Here is a 17,563-nt window from a genome sequence, read left to right as displayed (position 1 = left end):
ATCCCCGGACTTGGTCCGGGGCTCTCCGTCTTGCCGGGCAAAGACGTGGATGGCCGGGACAAGCCCGGCCATGACGCGGAGAAATTGTTTGCGGCGACTTAAAGGGCAGCGAGGCAGATGGCAAGTTTCCTGCCGACATCTCGTGTCATCCCGGACGCCGCAGGCGATCCGGGATCGCAATCAGGACATGGCGCCGGAAACTCCACATTGTCATTCCCGCGAAGGCGGGAATCCATAAACACTGTGGTCGCAGGATGAAGAAGCGTCAGCGGTTATGGATCCCGGGCTCCGCCGCGCGGCCCCGGGATGACGGCGGTGTTTACCGATGCACGCCCAACATTGACGTGAGCCCACCGTCGATGGGCAACACCGCGCCGGTGATGTAAGCGGCGGGCTCGGACAGGAGGAAGGCGGCGAGGCCTGCGATTTCCTCAGGCTTGGCGAAGCGCCCTGCCGGGATCTGCTTTTCCATGTTCTCGCGGTAGGCCGCGTAAGGCGCCATCATGTCCGTGTCGATGAAGCCCGGCGCAATCACGTTGACGGTGACGCCGCGCTTGGCGGTCTCGACGGAGAGCGTGCGGCAATAGGAGATCAGCGCGCCCTTGGAAGCGGCATAGGCTGCGTTGCCCGGATTGCCCTGGAGCGCCGCCACCGAGCCGATGGCGACGATGCGCCCCCCTTTCGCGCGGATCATGCCGCGCATGAGCGCCTTGGCGATGCGGGTCAGCGACCAGAAGTTCACCTGCATGGCGGCTTCGGCCTTGTCCTGCTGCATCATGGCGGCGAGCGCATCGTAGGGCTGACCGGCATTGTGCACGAGACCGAAATAGCTCTCGCCTTCGATGCTCTCGCAGAACGCCTCCAGAGCCGCCTTATCGGCGAGATCGACTTCATGAGCCGTGATGCTGCGGCCTGGATGGGTCTGCATCAACTCGTCGGCCAGCGCCTTCGCGGCATCGCCCGAGGAGCGGTAGGTGAAATCGACATCGTGGCCGGCGGTCACGAGGGCCCGCACGATGGCCGCGCCGACGCCCTTACCGCCGCCAGTGACGAGAACCCGGGTCATGTGTTTTGGCTCCGGCAATATCCCCTCCCCCTTGTGGGGAGGGCTAGGGTGGGGGTGGCGGCGCCCGCAGATCGGAGGTCGCGCTCACACCCCCCTCTCCAACTCTCCCCCACAAGGGAGGAGAGGGTTCTGTTGCGCCATGTATGAGCAGACATAACCATTGAGCTACTTGGGCTCGGCCCCGAAGACGAGGCAGGTGTTCTGGCCGCCGAAGCCGAAGGAGTTCGAGAGCACGTAATTCACCTTCGCGTCGCGGGCGACATTCGGCACCACGTCGAGCGGGATTGCGGGATCCGGCACCTGATAATTGATCGTCGGCGGAATGCGGCCCGTGGCGAGCGTCAGCAGCGACATCACCGCCTCGACCGCACCGGCTGCGGTGAGCGTATGGCCGATCATCGACTTGTTCGAGGAGATCGGAAGGCTCGCCATGCGCTCGCCGAACACGGCGGTGCAGCTCATGGCCTCCATCTTGTCGTTCTCCGGCGTCGAGGTGCCATGGGCATTGATGTAGTCGATGTCTTCGGGCGACACGCCTGCATCCTCCAGCGCCTGGCGGATCGCCATGATGGCCGGCATGCCGTCGGGCGAGGAGCGGGTGCGGTGGAAGCCGTCGCCCTTCTCGCCGCAGCCGAGCACATAGCCGAGGATCGTGGCGCCGCGCGCCTTCGCGCTTTCCGCGTTCTCCAGCACCAGGGCGGCACCGCCCTCGCCCATGACGAAGCCATCGCGATTCTTGGAGAAGGGCTTCGACGCACTTTCCGGATTTTCGTTCTGGGTCGAGAGCGCCGAGAGCAGCGAGAAGCGGATGAGCGATTCCGGGTTCACGGAACCGTCGGTGCCGATGCAGAGCGCCGCATCGGTTTCACCACGGCGGATTGCCTCGACGCCGAGCTGGATCGCAGTGGCGCCGGACGAGCAGGCGGTCGAGAGCGAGATCGGCGAGCCCTTGGTGCCGAAGCGGTCGGCGACCCGGTCGGCCACCGAGCCGAAAATGAAGAGGTCGTGCCAGGGCTTGAAGCGGCCCGTGGCCGCGGCCTTGAGAAGATCTTTGTAAGTGACCTCACCCGTCTGGCCGGAAGCTTCGGCCAGCGCCTCGCGCTGCGGCCATTCCATCTCGACCGGCGGCACGGCGATGAAGAGCGCGCCCGGAAAATTCTCTTGGGCCAGGCCCGACTGGCCGACGGCTTCGTCGGCCGCCAGCGTGGCGAGACGCTCGGAAAGCACGGGCGCGCAGAAGGGCTCCACATCGACCGAGTCGATGGTGCCCGCAATGGTGGTGCGCAGGCCTTCCGTGGGAAAGCGCTCGATGCGGTGGATGCCGGATTTTCCGGCCGTCAGGGCGGTCCAGGTGTCGCCCTTGCCCTGGCCGAGGGACGTGACCACGCCCATGCCGGTGACGGCGACGAGCGGACGGCCCTGTCTGTCGCGAAGTGCCATTGCCTTCTCCTCAAGCCTTGGTGAGCCGGATGACGCCCTCGCCGCGCCAATGTCCGATGGAGGTGACGAGCGCCTCCCCGGCCTTTCCTTCAGCGATCAGCCCTGCGGCGAGCGCCACGCCCGTGGGCGCCTGCGCTTCGATCATATGGCCGACGAGATCGCCGGTGGCGTGAATGGCTGCCCCCGGGGCGATGTCCCTCAGTGCCGCCTGCTCTTCTTCCGTGATGCCCTTGATGCCGGTGGCGCCTGCCAGTACCACGTCCGGCTTCGCACCGAGCTGCTTCGACAGGGCATGGAGCGCCCCTTCGACGCTGCCGGCCTTGCGGCGGGAGCGGTCGGAAGCGACGCCCGTGATGGAAGCCAGCGGCTTTGCGCCACGTGCAGCCGCGTGCTCGCGGGATTCGAGCACCAGGAAGCAGGCGCCGGAGCCGAGGATCATGCCGCCGCCATCGGCGGGGCGTTCCCAGACCGAGGCATACGGCTTCTTCCAGAGGAAGCCGCCCATCTCGTAGATGAGGAGCACATCCGGCCGCTCGGCGTTATAGGCGCCGCCGACAAGGAAGATGTCGTCCTGGCCCGAGGCGATGCGCTCGCGGGCAATGCGCAGCGCATCGACGCCGCTCGATTCCTCGCCCATGAAGGTGCGGGACGCGCCTGTGACGCCGTGGACGATGGAAATGTTGCCGGCCAGAAGATTGGAGAGCTGGGCGAGAAAGAGGGTCGGGCGCAGGTCGCCCATCAGGCGCTCGTTGAGGAAGACGCCCGGGTTGTCCGCCTTCGCCAGGCCGGTGAGGATCTGCCCGTCGACCGTATAATCCCGCTCACCGCCGCCGGCGGCGACAATGAGCTGCATGCGGCTCTTGAGGGCCGCGTCGTCCTTGGCACCCGCCGCGTCGAGGGCGAGGCCTGCGGCATAGCAGCCGAGCTTCTGCCACGCTTCCATCTGGCGCTGGTCGGATTTTTTCGGGATCTGCCGGTCCCATTCGAGGGTGACGACCGGATGAACCGGAAACGGTTCGAAGGTAGCCGCATCCGTGTTCGGAGCGCCGCCGGCTACAAGCGCCGTCAGATGTGCCTCCAGACCCTCTCCAGCACTGGAGACGAGGCCGGTCCCTGTGATGACGACATCCCGCATCAAACACTCTCCTCAAGGAGGCCGATACGCTTGGCTTGTGCGCGCATCAGACCATCCATGCCTTCGGGGAAGGGCATGATCCGGAAACGCAGCTCCGCATCGCAGATCGGCTTGCCCTCGGCTGTGATCTTGGCCTTGGTCACCGCATAGCCCGAGCCTTCATGCTCTAGCTGCGCCGTGACGGTGAGTACCGTACCCGGTCCGACGAAGGTGCGAAAGCGCGCCTTGTCGACGCCCATGAGGAACGGCATGTGGGTGAAGCCCATCAGCCCGAGCACGAGATAGCCGGAAGCCTGGGCCATGGTCTCGGTCAAAAGGACACCGGGGACGAGGGGATGGCCGGGGAAATGCCCTTCGAAAACCGGGCTTTCTTGTGGAACGGTGGATGAGATCTCGATCCGCTTGGTCTCGCGGTCGAGGCTCGTCACCCGGTCGATCATTTCAAAATATTCGAGGCGCATCCGGCTCTCTTACCCTCTTGCTCCCGGCAGGTTCAATGGGAAGAGAATCCATGAGGCGCGGCGCTGATGGATCGCCTCTTCGAGCCGGCCTCGGCTGGCCGGCCCGCCGGGATGATTTTTTCCTAGATTAGGCCTGCTTGGCGGCCACGAGCGCGTCGATGCGCGCCACGAGGTTCTTCAGGACGAAGTATTCCTCGGCGGGGGCCTTGCCCTCGTTCACTTCCTGGGTCCACTGCTCCAGCGGCAGCTTGATCCCGAAGGCCTTGTCGATCGCGAACGCGATATCGAGGAAAGCCAGCGAATCGATGCCGAGATCCTCGATGGCATGGCTCTCGGGCGTGATCTGCTCGCGCGGGATATCGGCGGTCTCTGAAATGATACCGGCGACGGTCTCGAAGGTGGACGACATGACGTCGCTCTCCTGAACTGCTTGTTGGTCTCAACGATCCAGCGCCGGCAAGCTTGTCTTAGCCCGGTGTCCAGCCACTCTTTTCGTCAAGGAGGGTTGTTTCGAAACGCACCCCTTACACGAGAGCCTGCAGGGCGGCAACCGATTGGTTGCATCTCGCTCTGTTTGACCTTGGCCGAAATGTGGGAATTTGACCTGCGGCAACTACTTGAGGTGCAAGCGATTGATTAATCGGCTCCCATCGTCGATAAGGGCCGCCTTCGGTCGCAAACCGAATTATCTTACATTTTAGACAGATTGCTTGGATCGACGTGTTCAACAGGTTCCTCAAACCTGAAGTCCGCTATGCACGCCGCATGGCCCGCATTGCCCGCTGGGACAAACCCGTCGGAGGGCTGTCCGGGCGTCTGCGCGCCTGGGCCCATATGCTGCTCGCCGATCACGGGGTCTTCCGCCTGTTCTACCTGAACAAGCACCAGGTGACCGACCGCCTGTGGCGCTCGGCCCAGCCCGCCCCGCATCAGATTTCCGCTCTCAAAGCCGAAGGCGTTCGCACCATCATCAATCTGCGTGGCGGCCGCGAGCACGGCTCATGGCAGCTCCAGAAGGAAGCCTGCGAGCGGCTCGGCATTCATCTGGAAGAGTTCGTCGTCCGCTCCCGCGGGGCGCCGGACCGGGAAACGCTGCTCTCCGCCAAGGAATTCTTCGACAGGATCGAGTATCCGGCCGTCCTGCACTGCAAGTCGGGCGCGGATCGGGCCGGCTTCGTCGCAGCCCTCTACCTCGTGGTCTACGAGGGCAAGACCATCGACGAGGCCCAGCGCCAGCTCTCCATGCGCTACGGCCATTTCCGCTTCTCGAAGACGGGCATTTTGGACGAGTTCTTCGATCTCTACCGCCGCGAGGGCGAGGCCGAGGGCATCCCGTTCCTGACCTGGATCGAGACCCAGTACGATGCGGATGCCCTGGAGCGGAACTTCCGCCCGAGCTTCTGGTCGAGCCTCCTCGTCGACAGGATCATGCGGCGGGAATAGACCCAGGTCCGGTCCTCTTAAGATGACGCCACGAGGCTCGGTTCTTCGTCGTCGGAGAGCTGCAGGCGATGCAGGCGGGCGTAGACACCTCTCCTGGCGATCAGCGCCTCGTGCGATCCCATCTCGGCGATGCGCCCGTTCTCCATCACCACGATCTTCTCCGCATTGCGCACGGTCGAGAGGCGGTGGGCGATGACCAGGGTGGTGCGGCCCTTCATGAGGCGACGGATGGCGTCCTGGACCAGGCGCTCCGATTCAGAATCGAGCGCACTGGTCGCCTCGTCGAGCAGCAGGATCGGGGCGTCCTTCAGGAAGGCACGGGCAAGCGAGATGCGCTGGCGCTCGCCGCCCGAGAGGCGTCCGCCGCCAGGGCCGACCGTCGTGTCGTAGCCATCGGGCTGCTTCAGGATGAAGTCGTGGGCTGCCGCTGCCTTGGAGGCCGCGATGATCTCCTCGTCCGACGCATCCGGCCGCCCGAAGGCGATGTTGGCCCGGATCGTGTCGTCGAAGAGGATCACATCCTGGCTTACCACCGCGACGGCGCGGCGCAGGCTCGCCAGGGTCACGTCCCGCACATCTTGCCCATCGATCAGGACGGCGCCCTGATTGACGTCGTAAAGGCGCGGCACGAGGGACAGGAGGGTCGATTTGCCTGAACCGGAGCGGCCGACCAGAGCCGTGGTCTGGCCGGCCTCGGCCACCAGATTGACGTGGTCAAGCGCCACCGCCTCGCCATCGTAGGAGAAGGTGAGGTTCGAAAATTCGATCTCTCCACCTCCGAGCGCGAGCGGCTTCGCACCCGGCGTGTCCTGGATTTGAGGCCTCTCGTCCATGACCGTGAAGGTGCGGTGGAGGGCCGATGCCGCCTCCTGCACGATGGCGTTGAGGTTGCCGAGTGCCCGGATCGGCTGCGCCGCCATGACGAGCGCGGTGACAAAGCCGGTGAAATCGCCCACCGTACTGTCTCCGGAGAGAATGCGCTGGCCAACCAGCATCAGCACGATGGCGACCGCGAGGCCACCGCCGGTCTCGAGGATAGGATCCATCCGCCCGCGGGCATTGGCGGCCTTCATCTTGAGGTCGCGCACATCGTCGAAGGTCTTGGCGGCCTTCGTCTTGAGATAGCGCTCGAGCCCGTAGGTCTTGGCGATTCGCGTCCCGGCGAGGCTCTCGGTGATGAGGCTCGCCATCAGGCCCGTCTGCTCCTGGGTCGAGATGGCGACTTGGCGCAGCCTGCGGCCGATCTTGTTGACGGGATAGGCGAAGAAGGGCGCGATGATGGCTGCCACCAGGGTCAGAATCGGGTCGATCCACAGCATCACTACGATGAGCGCGATGATCGTCGTGACCTCGCGCAGGAAGACCGTCGAAAGGCGGGTGAGCGCCTCCCGGATGAAAGCGAAATCCGTGGTGAAGCGCTGGGTCAGCGCCGCCGGGCTCTCGCGCCCGGTCTGGGCGAGATCCGCATCGATCAGATGGCCGTAGAGCGCCGTCTGCATATCGGCCTCGATCCGAGTCACCACCTTGTTGGTGAGGATCGTCAACGCGAGCAGCGAAAAGCCCTTCACCGACGTGACCGCGATCACGAAGAGCGGCGCCAGCATGATCGCCTGCGCGTCCTTGGCATCGAAGGCATCGAAGGCGGCCTTGATCAGCACCGGATAGAGACCTGTCGCGCCTGAGACCAGGGCCACGAGCAGGAGCACCAAGGCCAGCGTCTTCGCGTGCGGACGCATCCAGTCCCGCCACAGGCGGCCGATCAAGGGAAGGGTATCGCCCCGAAGGAGACTTTTACGGGCCATGCTCTCTCTTACTGATCTCTTGCAGTTTCTCGTGCCGAAGGGCTCGCGGTTAGCACGCAAAGCCCTTCCGCCGCAAATCCTGAGCAGGGCTGGAACTTTGTGGGCGCCATTTCGCCGCTTTCGAAAAAGTCCTCTCTTTTCTCGAGACTGTCCTCACACGGCCCTGAGATGCCGGATCGGGCGGCCGGGCGCGATCATCTCGGCGGCGGAGATGATGCCCTGGGCGTCGATGCCGAAATGGCGGTAGAGGTCCTTGATCGTGCCGGTCTGGCCGAAATGCTCCACGCCGAGAGAGCGTGTGCGGTGGCCCATGACCGACCCCATCCAAGCGAGCGTCGCCGGATGGCCGTCGATCACCGTGATCAGCCCGCAATGGGGCGGCACATCAGCGAGCAGGCGCTCCACATGAGACCGGGCATGGACGAGGCCGCGCTCGCGGGCGCGCTGCGCCGCCGTCCAGCCGGCATTGAGCCGGTCGGCCGAGGTGATAGCCAAGAGGCCGATATCGCGCCGGTCCTCGGCCATGAGGCCCACGGCCTCGATGGCTTCCGGCGCGACGGCCCCGGTATAGGCCACGACCACCTGGGCATTGGGACCGGGTTTCCGCAGCCAATAGGCGCCGGCCATGATGTCGGAGGCGAGTTCCGGACTCATCTCGCGCTGTGGCTGCTCGAGGCTACGAGTGGAGAGGCGAAGATATACCGAGCCGCCGGTCTCGTCGCGTAGCCATGTTCTCTCGTCCGGCTCGCCCTCGCCGTCGCGCTGCATGTAGTCGAAGGCCCAGCGCATGATCACCGCGAGCTCATCGACGAAGGCTGGCTCGAACGAGGCCAATCCGTCCTGCGCCATACCGACCAGCGGCGTGCCGATGGATTGATGCGCGCCGCCCTCCGGCGCCAGCGTTATCCCTGAGGGCGTGGCGACGATCATGAAGCGGGCATCCTGGTAGCAGGCATAGTTGAGCGCGTCGGCACCACGATAGATGAACGGGTCGTAGAGGGTGCCGATGGGAAGAATCCGCTCGCCGAAAAGCGAATGCGAGAGGCCAAGCGCCGAGAGCACGATGAACAGGTTCATCTCGGCGATGCCGAGTTCGATATGCTGGCCGGACGGCGAGAATTCCCAATTGTAGGTCGAGGGAATCCGTTCCTTCTTGAAGGTGTCGACGAGGCTCTCGCGGGCATAGAGCCCGCGCCGGTTTACCCAGGCGCCGAGATTGGTCGAGACGGTGACATCCGGCGCCGTGGTGACGACGCGCGAGGCGAGCGCATGGTCGGAGCGGGCGAGCTCGTTGAGAATGAAGCCGAAGCCCTGCTGGGTCGACATGGCCGGATTGGCCGGGAAGATGAGTTTTTCGGGCACCGGCACCTGCGGTGCGGTGTAGCGCCGTATGCCCTTCTGGATGAACGGGACCTCGTTCAGGAAGCGCTCGATCTCCGCCTGCGGGAGCTTCAGACCCTCGAACTTGTCCCATTCATGCCCCGGCCGCACGCCTTGCGTCTTCTGCCAGGCCTCCATCTGGGTCGGCGTCAGCATGCCGGAATGGTTGTCCTTGTGGCCGGCGAGCGGCAGCCCGAAACCTTTGATCGTGTAGGCCAGGAAGCAGACCGGCCGGTCGTGCTGGCGCGCCTTCTCGAAGGCGTCGAGCAGGCTCGGCAGGTCGTGCCCGCCGAGATTGGACATGAGCTGTGCCAGCTCCTCGTCCGAGCGCTTCTCGATGAGGCGTGTCACCGGCCCCTGATCGCCGAGATCGTCGAGGAGGCGTTTGCGCCAGGCGGCTCCGCCCTGGTAGGTCAGGGCCGAGTAGAGTTGGTTCGGGCAGGAATCGATCCAGTCGCGCAGACGCTCGCCGCCGGGCTCCTTGAAGGCCTCCTGCATCAGCGCGCCGTGCTTGAGGATCACCACGTCCCAGCCGAAATTGCGGAACAGCGCCTCGAAGCGCTCCCACAGGCCCTCGCGGATCACTGCGTCGAGGCTCTGGCGGTTGTAGTCGATGATCCACCACGTGTTGCGGATGCCATGTTTCCAGCCTTCGAGCAGCGCCTCGAATATGTTGCCCTCGTCCATCTCCGCATCGCCCACGAGGGAGATCATGCGGCCCTCGGGCTTGTCCTTGGCCCAGCCATGGGCCTTCACGTAATCCTGCACGAGGCTGGCGAAGAGCGTCTGCGCGACGCCGAGGCCCACCGAGCCGGTGGAGAAATCGACATCGTCGATGTCCTTGGTGCGGGACGGATAGGATTGCGCGCCCTTGTAGCCGCGGAAATTCTCCAGCTTCTCGCGGGTCTGGCGGTCGAAGAGATACTGGATGGCATGGTAGATCGGGCTCGCATGCGGCTTAACCGCCACCCGGTCCTCCGGACGCAGCACCGAGAAGTAGAGCGCCGTCAGGATGGTGGAGAGCGAGGCCGAGGAGGCCTGATGGCCGCCGATCTTCAACCCGTCCTCATTGGGACGCAGGTGATTGGCGTTATGGATCGTCCAGGTGGAGAGCCAGAGCACCTTGCGCTCGAGTTCCTTCAAGATGCTCAGGTGCCGCGCGTCCGCCATGTACTTTCTCCCGGTTTGGCCGAGATATACGCCCGAAGCTTTTGGGAGGCGAGGCCCAAGTCCCTTGGGCTTTGGGAGGGGATTGAAAAACGAAAAGCCCGCCAGATGGCGGGCCTTCGTAAGTCTCTCGAATTTGAGAGAAATTGGAGCGGGCGAAGGGATTCGAACCCTCGACCCCAACCTTGGCAAGGTTGTGCTCTACCCCTGAGCTACACCCGCGCTCCGCGACGCCGGGGCGTCGTTGCGAGGCCCGTGATGTGCCCCAAAACGCGGCGCATTGCAAGTGGGTCCTGCAGAACTTTTCCGGCAAACCCTTGAGCCTGCTTCATCCGGTCGCTAGCGCATCGTGCGGAAAAGTGAGCATCGGATGGGTTCCAAAAGTGGTTTCCACTTTTGGGGCCGATGCTCTAGAACGCAGGCCGATATGGAGGATCGTCTTGGCCCATCTGTCCCCGCAGGAACTCCTGGATCGCCTGTCCTCGCTCGGCATCGAGACCGAGACGGTGGAACATATGCCCGTCTTCACGGTGGCCGAATCGAAATCGGTCAAGGAGGAGGTTCCGGGCGCCCATTCCAAGAATCTGTTCGTGAAGGACAAGAAGGGCCGCTTCTTCCTGATTTCCGCCAAGCACGATACCGCTATCGACCTCAAGCGCACGCACGAGGCCATCGGCGCCTCCGGCCGCCTCTCTTTCGGCTCGGCCGAGCAGCTGCGCGACCTGCTCGGGGTCGAGCCCGGCTCGGTCACCGCCTTCGCGGTGGTGAACGATACGGAAGGCAAGGTCACGATGGTGCTCGACGCCAATCTCATGGAGCATGAGCGGGTGAATTTTCACCCGCTGGTCAATTCCATGACCACCGGCGTGTCCCGGGAGGATCTGGTGACCTTCCTGCGGGCCACGGGGCACGATCCGCTCATCCTGCGACTGCCGGAGCCGGCGGAATTGCCAGACAACGCTTAAGCTCCCATGTAAGGAGCGTCCTTCTCACGACTCTCACCTCTCGAGGATCGCATGCTGTCCGATACCCCCGTTCCCTCCTCCGACGATCTCGTGAAGGACACCACCACGGCGAATTTCCGCCAAGATGTTCTGGCCGAGTCGATGCAGCAGCCTGTGCTGGTCGATTTCTGGGCCCCCTGGTGCGGCCCCTGCAAGCAGCTCACGCCGATCCTCGAGAAGGCCGTGCGCGATGCCGGCGGCAAGGTGAAGCTGGTGAAGATGAACATCGACGAGCACCCGCAGATCGCAGGGCAGCTCGGCGTGCAGTCGATCCCCGCCGTCTTCGCCTTCCAGCGCGGCCAGCCGGTGGACGGCTTCATGGGTGCCCTACCGGAAAGCCAGATCAAGAGCTTCATCGAGCGCCTCGTCGGACCGCTCGGCCCAAGCGCGGCTGAGGAGATCCTGGCCGAGGCCGACCGGCTCCTCGCCGCCGGCGATATCGGCGGAGCGGCCGAGCTCTATTCCGCCGTTCTCGCCCAGGACCCGGAGAACATCGCGGCCCTGGCAGCCCTCGTGAAGCTCCATGTGGAGGTGAGCGATCTGGAAGGCGCCAAGCGGTTCCTCGCCATGGCGCCGGAGGCGAAAGCCAATGATCCGGCGCTCACCGGTGCGCGGGCAGCCATCGAACTCGCCGAGCAGGCGGGCTCTCTCGGCGATCTTGCGGATCTCCAGCGCAAGATCGAGACCGATCCAGAAGACCATCAGGCGCGCTTCGATCTGGCGGTCGGCCTGAATGCCCGTGGACAGCGGGAAGAAGCTGCCAATCACCTCCTTGAAATCGTCCGCCGCGACCGCAATTGGAACGATGACGGCGCGCGCAAGCAGCTCGTTCAGTTCTTCGAGGCCTGGGGCCCGATGGACGCGATGACGCTGGCAGGGCGGCGGAGGCTCTCCTCGCTCCTGTTCTCTTGACGCTGTCCAACGCGACTTAGGAGATCGGGATGGGAATGAACGCGGTATACCGAGGGCCGGAGGATTGCCCGTCGGTCATCCCCGTCTTCCCGCTCCCAGGTGCGCTTCTTCTGCCGCGCGGACAGATGCCCCTCAACATCTTCGAGCCGCGCTATCTGGCGATGGTCGATGAGACACTGAAGACCGACCGCATCATCGGCATGGTGCAGCCCGATGCGGACAACGATCCGCTGGCGAATGTGCCGAAGCTCTATCGGGTCGGATGTGCCGGCCGCATCACGCAGCTCGCCGAGACCGGCGACGGGCGCTATCTCGTCACGCTGATCGGCATCGCGCGCTTCCGCATCGAGGAGGAGCTCCCGCCAGTCAACCTGTACCGCCAATGCCGGGTGACATTCGAGCCGTTTACCGATGACTTCACCGCCCGCGCCGGCGAGAACGACGTGGACCGCGCCGGCGTGGTGAAGGCTCTGCGCGATTTCGTCAACGCGGTGCATGTGAAGGTCGATTGGCGCGGCATCGAGGAGGCCCCCAACGAGGCCCTCGTGAATGCCTTATGCATGATGAGCCCCTTCGGGGTGCGCGAGAAACAGGCGCTGCTCGAAGCGCCGAACCTCAAGACCCGGGCGGAAGTGCTCATCGCGCTCACCGAGATCGAGCTTGCCCGCGGCGGCGCCAGCTCCGACTCGACCCTGCAATAGGACATTGAACGATGGTTCCAGATACGAATCCGGCCGAAACGCCCCAGCCCGTGGAGGCGACGCGGATCGACCCCAAGCTCCTGGAGCTTCTCGTCTGCCCGCTCACTAAGGAAACGCTCGAATACGACGCGGCCCGGCAGGAGCTGATCAGCCGCCGCGCCAAACTCGCCTATCCCATCCGCGACGGCATCCCGATCATGCTGCCGGAAGAGGCGCGGCCGCTGGGGGATTGAATCATTTCAACGTCATCCCGGACGCCGCAGGCGATCCGGGACCGTATGCAGAACAAGACGCCATACTGGTCTCGCGATCCCGGGCTCTGCTACGCAGCCCCGGGATGACCACTTACTGCGCCAGTTTGGTAATTGCCTCCGCTAGCGCCAGCGTCCGCTTCGCCATCTCCGCGTGAAGCCGCTCGACCATGCGGCCGTTGAGGCTGATGGCTCCCTTGCCCGCGTTCTCCGGCTGCTCGAACGCCGCAACGATGGTGCGTGCGCTTTCGATCTCGCCCGCCGAGGGCGCAAAGATCTCATTGGCAGCAGCGATCTGATCCGGATGGATCACCGTCTTGCCGTCGAAGCCGCAATCGCGTCCCTGCTCGCACTCAGTGCGAAAGCCCTCTGTGTCGGACAAGTCGTTGTAGACCCCGTCGAGAATGTCGATGCCATGCGCCCGCGCGGCGGCGAGCGCCGTCATCAGCCAGGGCAGCATCGCCGCGCGTCCCGGCAGCAGGCGGGCACGGGTGTCCTTGGCGAGATCGTTGGTGCCCATGACGAAGCAGGCCAGCCGCGTGTCGACGTCATGCGCCGCGCTCGCGATGGATTCCGCCCGCAGGATCGCGAGCGGCGTCTCGATCATCGCCCAGACCTTGGTGCGCTCTGCGGCGCCGAGCTTGCGCAAGCGCAGGCCCACCGCTGCGAGCGGTTCCGCCGAGGAGACTTTTGGAACGAGAATCGCATCGGGAGCGGCCGCGACGGCGGCTGCGAGATCCGCCTCGCCCCAGGGCGTTTCGAGCGCGTTGATGCGAATCACCAATTCCCGCTGTCCATAGCCGCCCGCCTTCACCGCAGAGCAAACCTGCTCGCGAGCCTGCGCCTTCGCATCGGGCGCTACTGCGTCCTCCAGGTCGAAGATCACCACATCGGCCGTGAGGGTCTTCGCCTTGTCGATCGCGCGGGCATTGGAGCCGGGCATGTAGAGGGCACTGCGGCGCGGACGAATTGGGGTCATGGCTTTTTCCTCGAGCGACAGATCGGTTTTAGTGGTGGTCCAACGCGAAGAACAGTGTCATTCCCAGCTTGCGAAACGACATAGAGCCGTCATGGCCGGACTTGTTCCGGCCCTCCACGCCTTTAGCACTATGCAGAATAAGACGTGGATCCCCGGGACGAGCCCGGGGATGACGAGGAGACGATGATCAATGTGGGTTGCAGGGGTCGATGGCTGCCGGGCCGGGTGGATCGCGGTGCTCATGCGGGTGGATGATCGTAACACCCATCGCATCGTGACGGCGTCGACGCTCGCCGATATTGCAGATGCCCCGGAGCAGCCTGCCGTGATCGCCGTCGATATGCCCATCGGCCTGCCCGACCGGACACAAGGATCGGGCCGCGCACCGGAGCAGTTGATTCGTTCCTTGCTCGGCGAGCGGCAATCCTCCGTTTTCGCCATTCCCTCGCGTAGCGCCGTCGAGGCGATGGATTACGCCGAGGCCTGCACCATCGCGGCTGCGACCTCTGACCCGTCGCGAAAGGTTTCGCGGCAGGGCTTCGCCATCTTCCCGAAGATCCGCGAGATCGATGCCCTGTTGCGGGCGCGGCCCGATCTCATGCCGCGCGTCTACGAGGTGCATCCCGAACTCGCCTTCTGGGCACTGAACGAATGCCAGGCGCTCCTCCAGCCGAAGAAGGTGAAGGGCGTTCCCTACGGTCCCGGCATGGCGCTTCGTCGCGAGCTTCTTAGGGAATCCGGGCTTCTTCCCGATGCTCTCATCGAGGCTCCCCCTCCACGCGGAGCCGCCCAGGACGATTTTCTCGATGCGCTTGCGGGGTTGACCGTGGCGCTCGATCTCGCGAGAGGTGGGGGACAATCTTTTCCCGATCCGCCCGGCCGTGACGCACACGGCCTTCCGGTCGCCATCTGGACGCTCCGCAGGTAGCTCATGACCATCACACGCTCCGAGATCGAAGCGGCCCATGCCCGCATCGCCCCCCATGTTCGCCGCACACCGGTCCTGAACTTGGGCAACGCCTTCGGCCATGACGGGCCGGTGAGCCTGAAGCTCGAATTCCTGCAGCACGCGGGCTCGTTCAAGACCCGCGGCGCCTTCAACACACTGCTCTCGAAAGAGGTCCCTGCCGCGGGCGTCGCGGCAGCCTCGGGCGGTAATCACGGTGCGGCAGTGGCCTATGCGGCCAGCCAACTCGGCGTGAGGGCGCGCATCTTCGTGCCGGAAATCTCGAGTCCCGCCAAGATCGCTGTCATCCGTTCGCACGGCGCCGAGGTGGTCATCGGCGGGGCGCGCTATGCCGATGCGCAAGCGGCCTGCGATCTCTACGTGGAGGAGAGCGGGGCGCTACGCATCCATCCCTTCGCGGCCGAGAGCACCATGATCGGTCAAGGTACGGCCGCGCTCGAATGGGAGCAGGATGGTCCAGCCCTCGATACCGTCCTCGTCGCCGTGGGCGGCGGCGGGCTGATCAGCGGCGTGTCGAGCTGGTGGGCGGGTCGCGTGAAGGTCGTGGGCGTCGAGCCGGAGGGCTCGCGCGCGCTCCATGCCTCGCTCGAAGCCGGACGGCCCGTCGATGTGGACGTGGATTCGGTGGCGGCCGATTCGCTCGGCGCGAAGAACACCGGCGATCTGGTCTATTCCATCTGCAGCCGCACGGTCGATCACGTAGCGCTCGTCACCGACGTGGCGATTCGCGATGCGCAGAGGTTGCTCTGGCGCGATTATCGCATTGCATCCGAACCCGGCGGAGCTGCCGCACTGGCGGCGCTCATCTCAGGTGCCTATAACCCCCGCTCAGGCGAGCGGATCGGCGTGCTCCTGTGCGGAGCCAATGTCGAACTCGCCAAGCTTGCCGAGATCACCCACCCGTAATGGAAGGACGCCCATGTTCCCGCAACGTCTGACCGAAGGCTACCGCGCCTTTCTCGACGAACGCCTTCCACGCGAGAGGAACCGTTACGAGGCTCTGGCGGAAAAAGGACAATCGCCCGAGGTCATGATCATCGGCTGCTGCGACAGCCGCGTCTCGCCGGAGGTCATCTTCGATGCGAGCCCCGGCGAGATGTTTGTCGTCCGCAACGTGGCCAATCTCGTGCCACCCTTCGAGACCGGCGGCGATTACCACGGCACTTCGGCCGCGCTCGAATTCGCCGTGCAGGCCCTGCGGGTGAAGCATATCGTGGTGCTCGGCCATGCCCGCTGCGGCGGCGTGCGCGCCTTCGCGGATGATACCGCCCCACTCTCGCCGGGCGACTTCATCGGCCGCTGGATGAGTCTCATCGCGCCCGCCGCCGAGCGGATCGGCCCGCGCGAAGGCGATCCAGCGGAGTATCTGACGCGCCTGGAGCTGGCCACCGTCGAAAACAGCCTCAAGAACCTGATGACGTTCCCCTGCGTGCGCATCCTGGTGGAGCGCGGCAAGCTGCAGCTCCATGGCGCCTATTTCGGCGTGGCAACCGGCGTTCTGCTGGTGCGCGACCCCGAAACCGGCGCGTTCAAGCCGGCGGTGGAAGAGGTGCCGGAACGGATTTCCCTGTTCAGCGCTCGCGACGCGGGATCGCTTTAAATGAAAAAGGCCGCCCGGAGGCGGCCTCTTGTCTTCTGGATGATTACGCCGCCTGCCTCTTCGGCTTCAGCAGGCCACGGTTGGCCATGGCTTCGGCGATCTGCACGGCGTTGAGCGCCGCGCCTTTCCGCAGGTTGTCGGAGACGCACCAGAAGGACAAGCCGTTCTCGACCGTGATGTCCTCGCGGATGCGGGAGATGTAGGTGGCGTCCTCGCCGGCCGCCTCGTGCGGGGTGATGTAGCCGCCGGGCTCGCGCTTATCGACCACCATGATGCCGGGCGCCGCGCGCAGGATGTCGCGCGCCTCGTCGGCCGTGATCGGCTGCTCGAATTCCAGGTTCACCGCTTCCGAGTGGCTGATGAAGACCGGCACACGCACGCAAGTTGCCGTGAGCTTGATCTTCGGGTCGAGAATCTTCTTGGTCTCGGCCACCATCTTCCACTCTTCCTTCGTGTACCCGTCCTCCATGAACACATCGATGTGCGGGATCAGGTTGAAGGCGATGCGCTTGGGGAACTTCTTCTCCTGCACGTCCTGGAGCGAGTAGAGCGCCTTGGTCTGGCGATCGAGTTCGTCCATGCCGTCCTTGCCCGCGCCGGAGACCGACTGGTAGGTGGCGACGACCACGCGCTTGATGGTGGCGCGGTCGTGAAGCGGCTTCAAGGCCACGACGAGTTGGGCGGTGGAGCAGTTCGGGTTGGCGATGATGCCCTTCTTCATGTCGCGAAGCGCTTCGGCATTCACCTCCGGCACCACCAGCGGCACCTCCGGGTCATAGCGCCAGGCGGAGGAGTTATCGATCACCACCGCGCCCTGAGCGGCGATCTTCGGCGACCATTCCTTCGAGACCTCGCCGCCGGCGGACATGAGGCAGATATCGACATCGGAGAAATCGTAGGTGTCGAGAGCCTTCGTCTTCAGGGTCTTGTCGCCGTAGGAGACTTCCGTCCCCTGGCTGCGGCGGGAGGCGAGAGCCACCACCTCATCGGCCGGGAAGGCCCGCTCGGCGAGGATGCCGAGCATCTCGCGGCCCACATTGCCGGTCGCACCGACGACGGCGATCTTGAAACCCATTGGACTTCTCCTGTTGTCGCTCTCCCCGGGAGATATAAGAACCCTGTTCGGGTGTCGCCTCTCGCCCCGACGGGAGAGAGGACCGGGGACGACGAGGCTTATTCGGCCGTCGTTTTCACGGCCGTCGTGGCGGTTTTCGTTTTGCTCGTCGTCTGAGTGAGCATCGCCATTGCCATCGTC

The 17,563-nt window shown here is 64.7% G+C and carries 17 protein-coding genes and 1 tRNA gene; 8 read left to right on the top strand and 10 right to left on the bottom strand.

Annotation, left to right across the window (positions count from 1 at the left end; all coding sequences use genetic code 11):
• Window positions 1–319: 319 nt before the first annotated feature.
• From JO965_RS01525 to JO965_RS01505, 5 genes are all read right to left on the bottom strand, one after another.
• Complete coding sequence (locus JO965_RS01525) at window positions 320–1,066, bottom strand: SDR family NAD(P)-dependent oxidoreductase (protein ID WP_203441974.1); 747 nt, start codon at window positions 1,064–1,066, stop codon at window positions 320–322.
• A gap of 165 nt (window positions 1,067–1,231) precedes the next feature.
• Window positions 1,232–2,506 carry a beta-ketoacyl-ACP synthase gene (locus JO965_RS01520; RefSeq protein ID WP_203441973.1) on the bottom strand — a complete coding sequence of 425 codons (1,275 nt, stop codon included), beginning with the start codon at window positions 2,504–2,506 and terminating at the stop codon, window positions 1,232–1,234.
• Window positions 2,507–2,516: 10 nt separating this feature from the next.
• Complete coding sequence (locus JO965_RS01515; protein WP_203441972.1) at window positions 2,517–3,641, bottom strand: beta-ketoacyl-ACP synthase; 1,125 nt, start codon at window positions 3,639–3,641, stop codon at window positions 2,517–2,519.
• Entirely contained in the window at window positions 3,641–4,102 is a 462-nt protein-coding gene (locus JO965_RS01510; RefSeq protein WP_203441971.1) for a 3-hydroxyacyl-ACP dehydratase FabZ family protein, read from the bottom strand. The genes JO965_RS01515 and JO965_RS01510 overlap by 1 nt, the downstream gene beginning before the upstream one ends.
• A 127-nt stretch (window positions 4,103–4,229) precedes the next feature.
• Window positions 4,230–4,511: an acyl carrier protein gene (locus JO965_RS01505; protein ID WP_009490841.1), complete on the bottom strand. Its 282-nt coding sequence runs from the start codon at window positions 4,509–4,511 to the stop codon at window positions 4,230–4,232.
• 311 nt (window positions 4,512–4,822) lie between these two features.
• On the opposite strand from JO965_RS01505, the gene JO965_RS01500 reads away from it, so the two are divergent.
• The gene (locus JO965_RS01500; RefSeq protein WP_203441970.1) at window positions 4,823–5,545 is read left to right on the top strand and encodes a tyrosine-protein phosphatase; all 723 of its coding nucleotides are present in this window, start codon (window positions 4,823–4,825) and stop codon (window positions 5,543–5,545) included.
• Window positions 5,546–5,562: 17 nt separating this feature from the next.
• Here the strand turns inward: JO965_RS01500 and JO965_RS01495 are convergent, their stop codons facing one another.
• The 3 genes from JO965_RS01495 to JO965_RS01485 all read right to left on the bottom strand — a co-directional run bounded on the left by JO965_RS01495 (window position 5,563) and on the right by JO965_RS01485 (window position 10,116).
• Window positions 5,563–7,347: an ABC transporter ATP-binding protein gene (locus JO965_RS01495; RefSeq protein WP_203441969.1), complete on the bottom strand. Its 1,785-nt coding sequence runs from the start codon at window positions 7,345–7,347 to the stop codon at window positions 5,563–5,565.
• A 153-nt stretch (window positions 7,348–7,500) separates the two neighbouring features.
• Complete coding sequence (locus JO965_RS01490) at window positions 7,501–9,897, bottom strand: transketolase (RefSeq protein ID WP_203441968.1); 2,397 nt, start codon at window positions 9,895–9,897, stop codon at window positions 7,501–7,503.
• Window positions 9,898–10,041: 144 nt separating this feature from the next.
• A tRNA-Gly gene (locus JO965_RS01485) sits at window positions 10,042–10,116 on the bottom strand.
• A 218-nt stretch (window positions 10,117–10,334) separates the two neighbouring features.
• On the opposite strand from JO965_RS01485, the gene JO965_RS01480 reads away from it, so the two are divergent.
• From JO965_RS01480 to JO965_RS01465, 4 genes are read left to right on the top strand one after another with little or no spacing between them, the layout of a single operon-like run.
• Window positions 10,335–10,859 (top strand): prolyl-tRNA synthetase associated domain-containing protein, encoded by a 525-nt coding sequence (locus JO965_RS01480; protein WP_203441967.1) that lies wholly within the window; start codon window positions 10,335–10,337, stop codon window positions 10,857–10,859.
• Between the two features lie 51 nt (window positions 10,860–10,910).
• On the top strand, window positions 10,911–11,810 hold the full coding sequence (trxA, locus tag JO965_RS01475; protein ID WP_203441966.1) for a thioredoxin: 900 nt from the start codon (window positions 10,911–10,913) through the stop codon (window positions 11,808–11,810).
• Between the two features lie 29 nt (window positions 11,811–11,839).
• Window positions 11,840–12,511 (top strand): LON peptidase substrate-binding domain-containing protein, encoded by a 672-nt coding sequence (locus tag JO965_RS01470; protein ID WP_203441965.1) that lies wholly within the window; start codon window positions 11,840–11,842, stop codon window positions 12,509–12,511.
• An 11-nt stretch (window positions 12,512–12,522) separates the two neighbouring features.
• The gene (locus JO965_RS01465) at window positions 12,523–12,744 is read left to right on the top strand and encodes a Trm112 family protein (protein WP_203441964.1); all 222 of its coding nucleotides are present in this window, start codon (window positions 12,523–12,525) and stop codon (window positions 12,742–12,744) included.
• A gap of 112 nt (window positions 12,745–12,856) precedes the next feature.
• On the opposite strand, the gene JO965_RS01460 is transcribed toward JO965_RS01465, so the two are convergent.
• Entirely contained in the window at window positions 12,857–13,741 is an 885-nt protein-coding gene (locus tag JO965_RS01460) for a CoA ester lyase (RefSeq protein ID WP_203441963.1), read from the bottom strand.
• Window positions 13,742–13,931: 190 nt separating this feature from the next.
• Here JO965_RS01460 and JO965_RS01455 point away from each other — a divergent pair, with 190 nt between their 5' ends.
• From JO965_RS01455 to JO965_RS01445, 3 genes are read left to right on the top strand one after another with little or no spacing between them, the layout of a single operon-like run.
• A complete protein-coding gene (locus tag JO965_RS01455) occupies window positions 13,932–14,669 on the top strand; it encodes a DUF429 domain-containing protein (protein WP_203441962.1) in 738 nt (245 codons plus the stop codon).
• 3 nt (window positions 14,670–14,672) lie between these two features.
• Entirely contained in the window at window positions 14,673–15,614 is a 942-nt protein-coding gene (locus JO965_RS01450; protein ID WP_203441961.1) for a threonine/serine dehydratase, read from the top strand.
• Window positions 15,615–15,627: 13 nt separating this feature from the next.
• Window positions 15,628–16,308, top strand: a complete 681-nt coding sequence (locus JO965_RS01445; protein ID WP_203441960.1) for a carbonic anhydrase — start codon at window positions 15,628–15,630, stop codon at window positions 16,306–16,308.
• A gap of 43 nt (window positions 16,309–16,351) precedes the next feature.
• On the opposite strand, the gene JO965_RS01440 is transcribed toward JO965_RS01445, so the two are convergent.
• Window positions 16,352–17,383, bottom strand: coding sequence for an aspartate-semialdehyde dehydrogenase (locus tag JO965_RS01440; RefSeq protein ID WP_203441959.1), 1,032 nt, complete (start codon window positions 17,381–17,383; stop codon window positions 16,352–16,354).
• Between the last annotated feature and the right edge of the window lie 180 nt (window positions 17,384–17,563).

The sequence above is a fragment of the Microvirga sp. VF16 genome (assembly GCF_016864375.1).
Taxonomy (GTDB): domain Bacteria; phylum Pseudomonadota; class Alphaproteobacteria; order Rhizobiales; family Beijerinckiaceae; genus Microvirga.
This window is presented reverse-complemented; position numbering and strand designations above follow the sequence as displayed.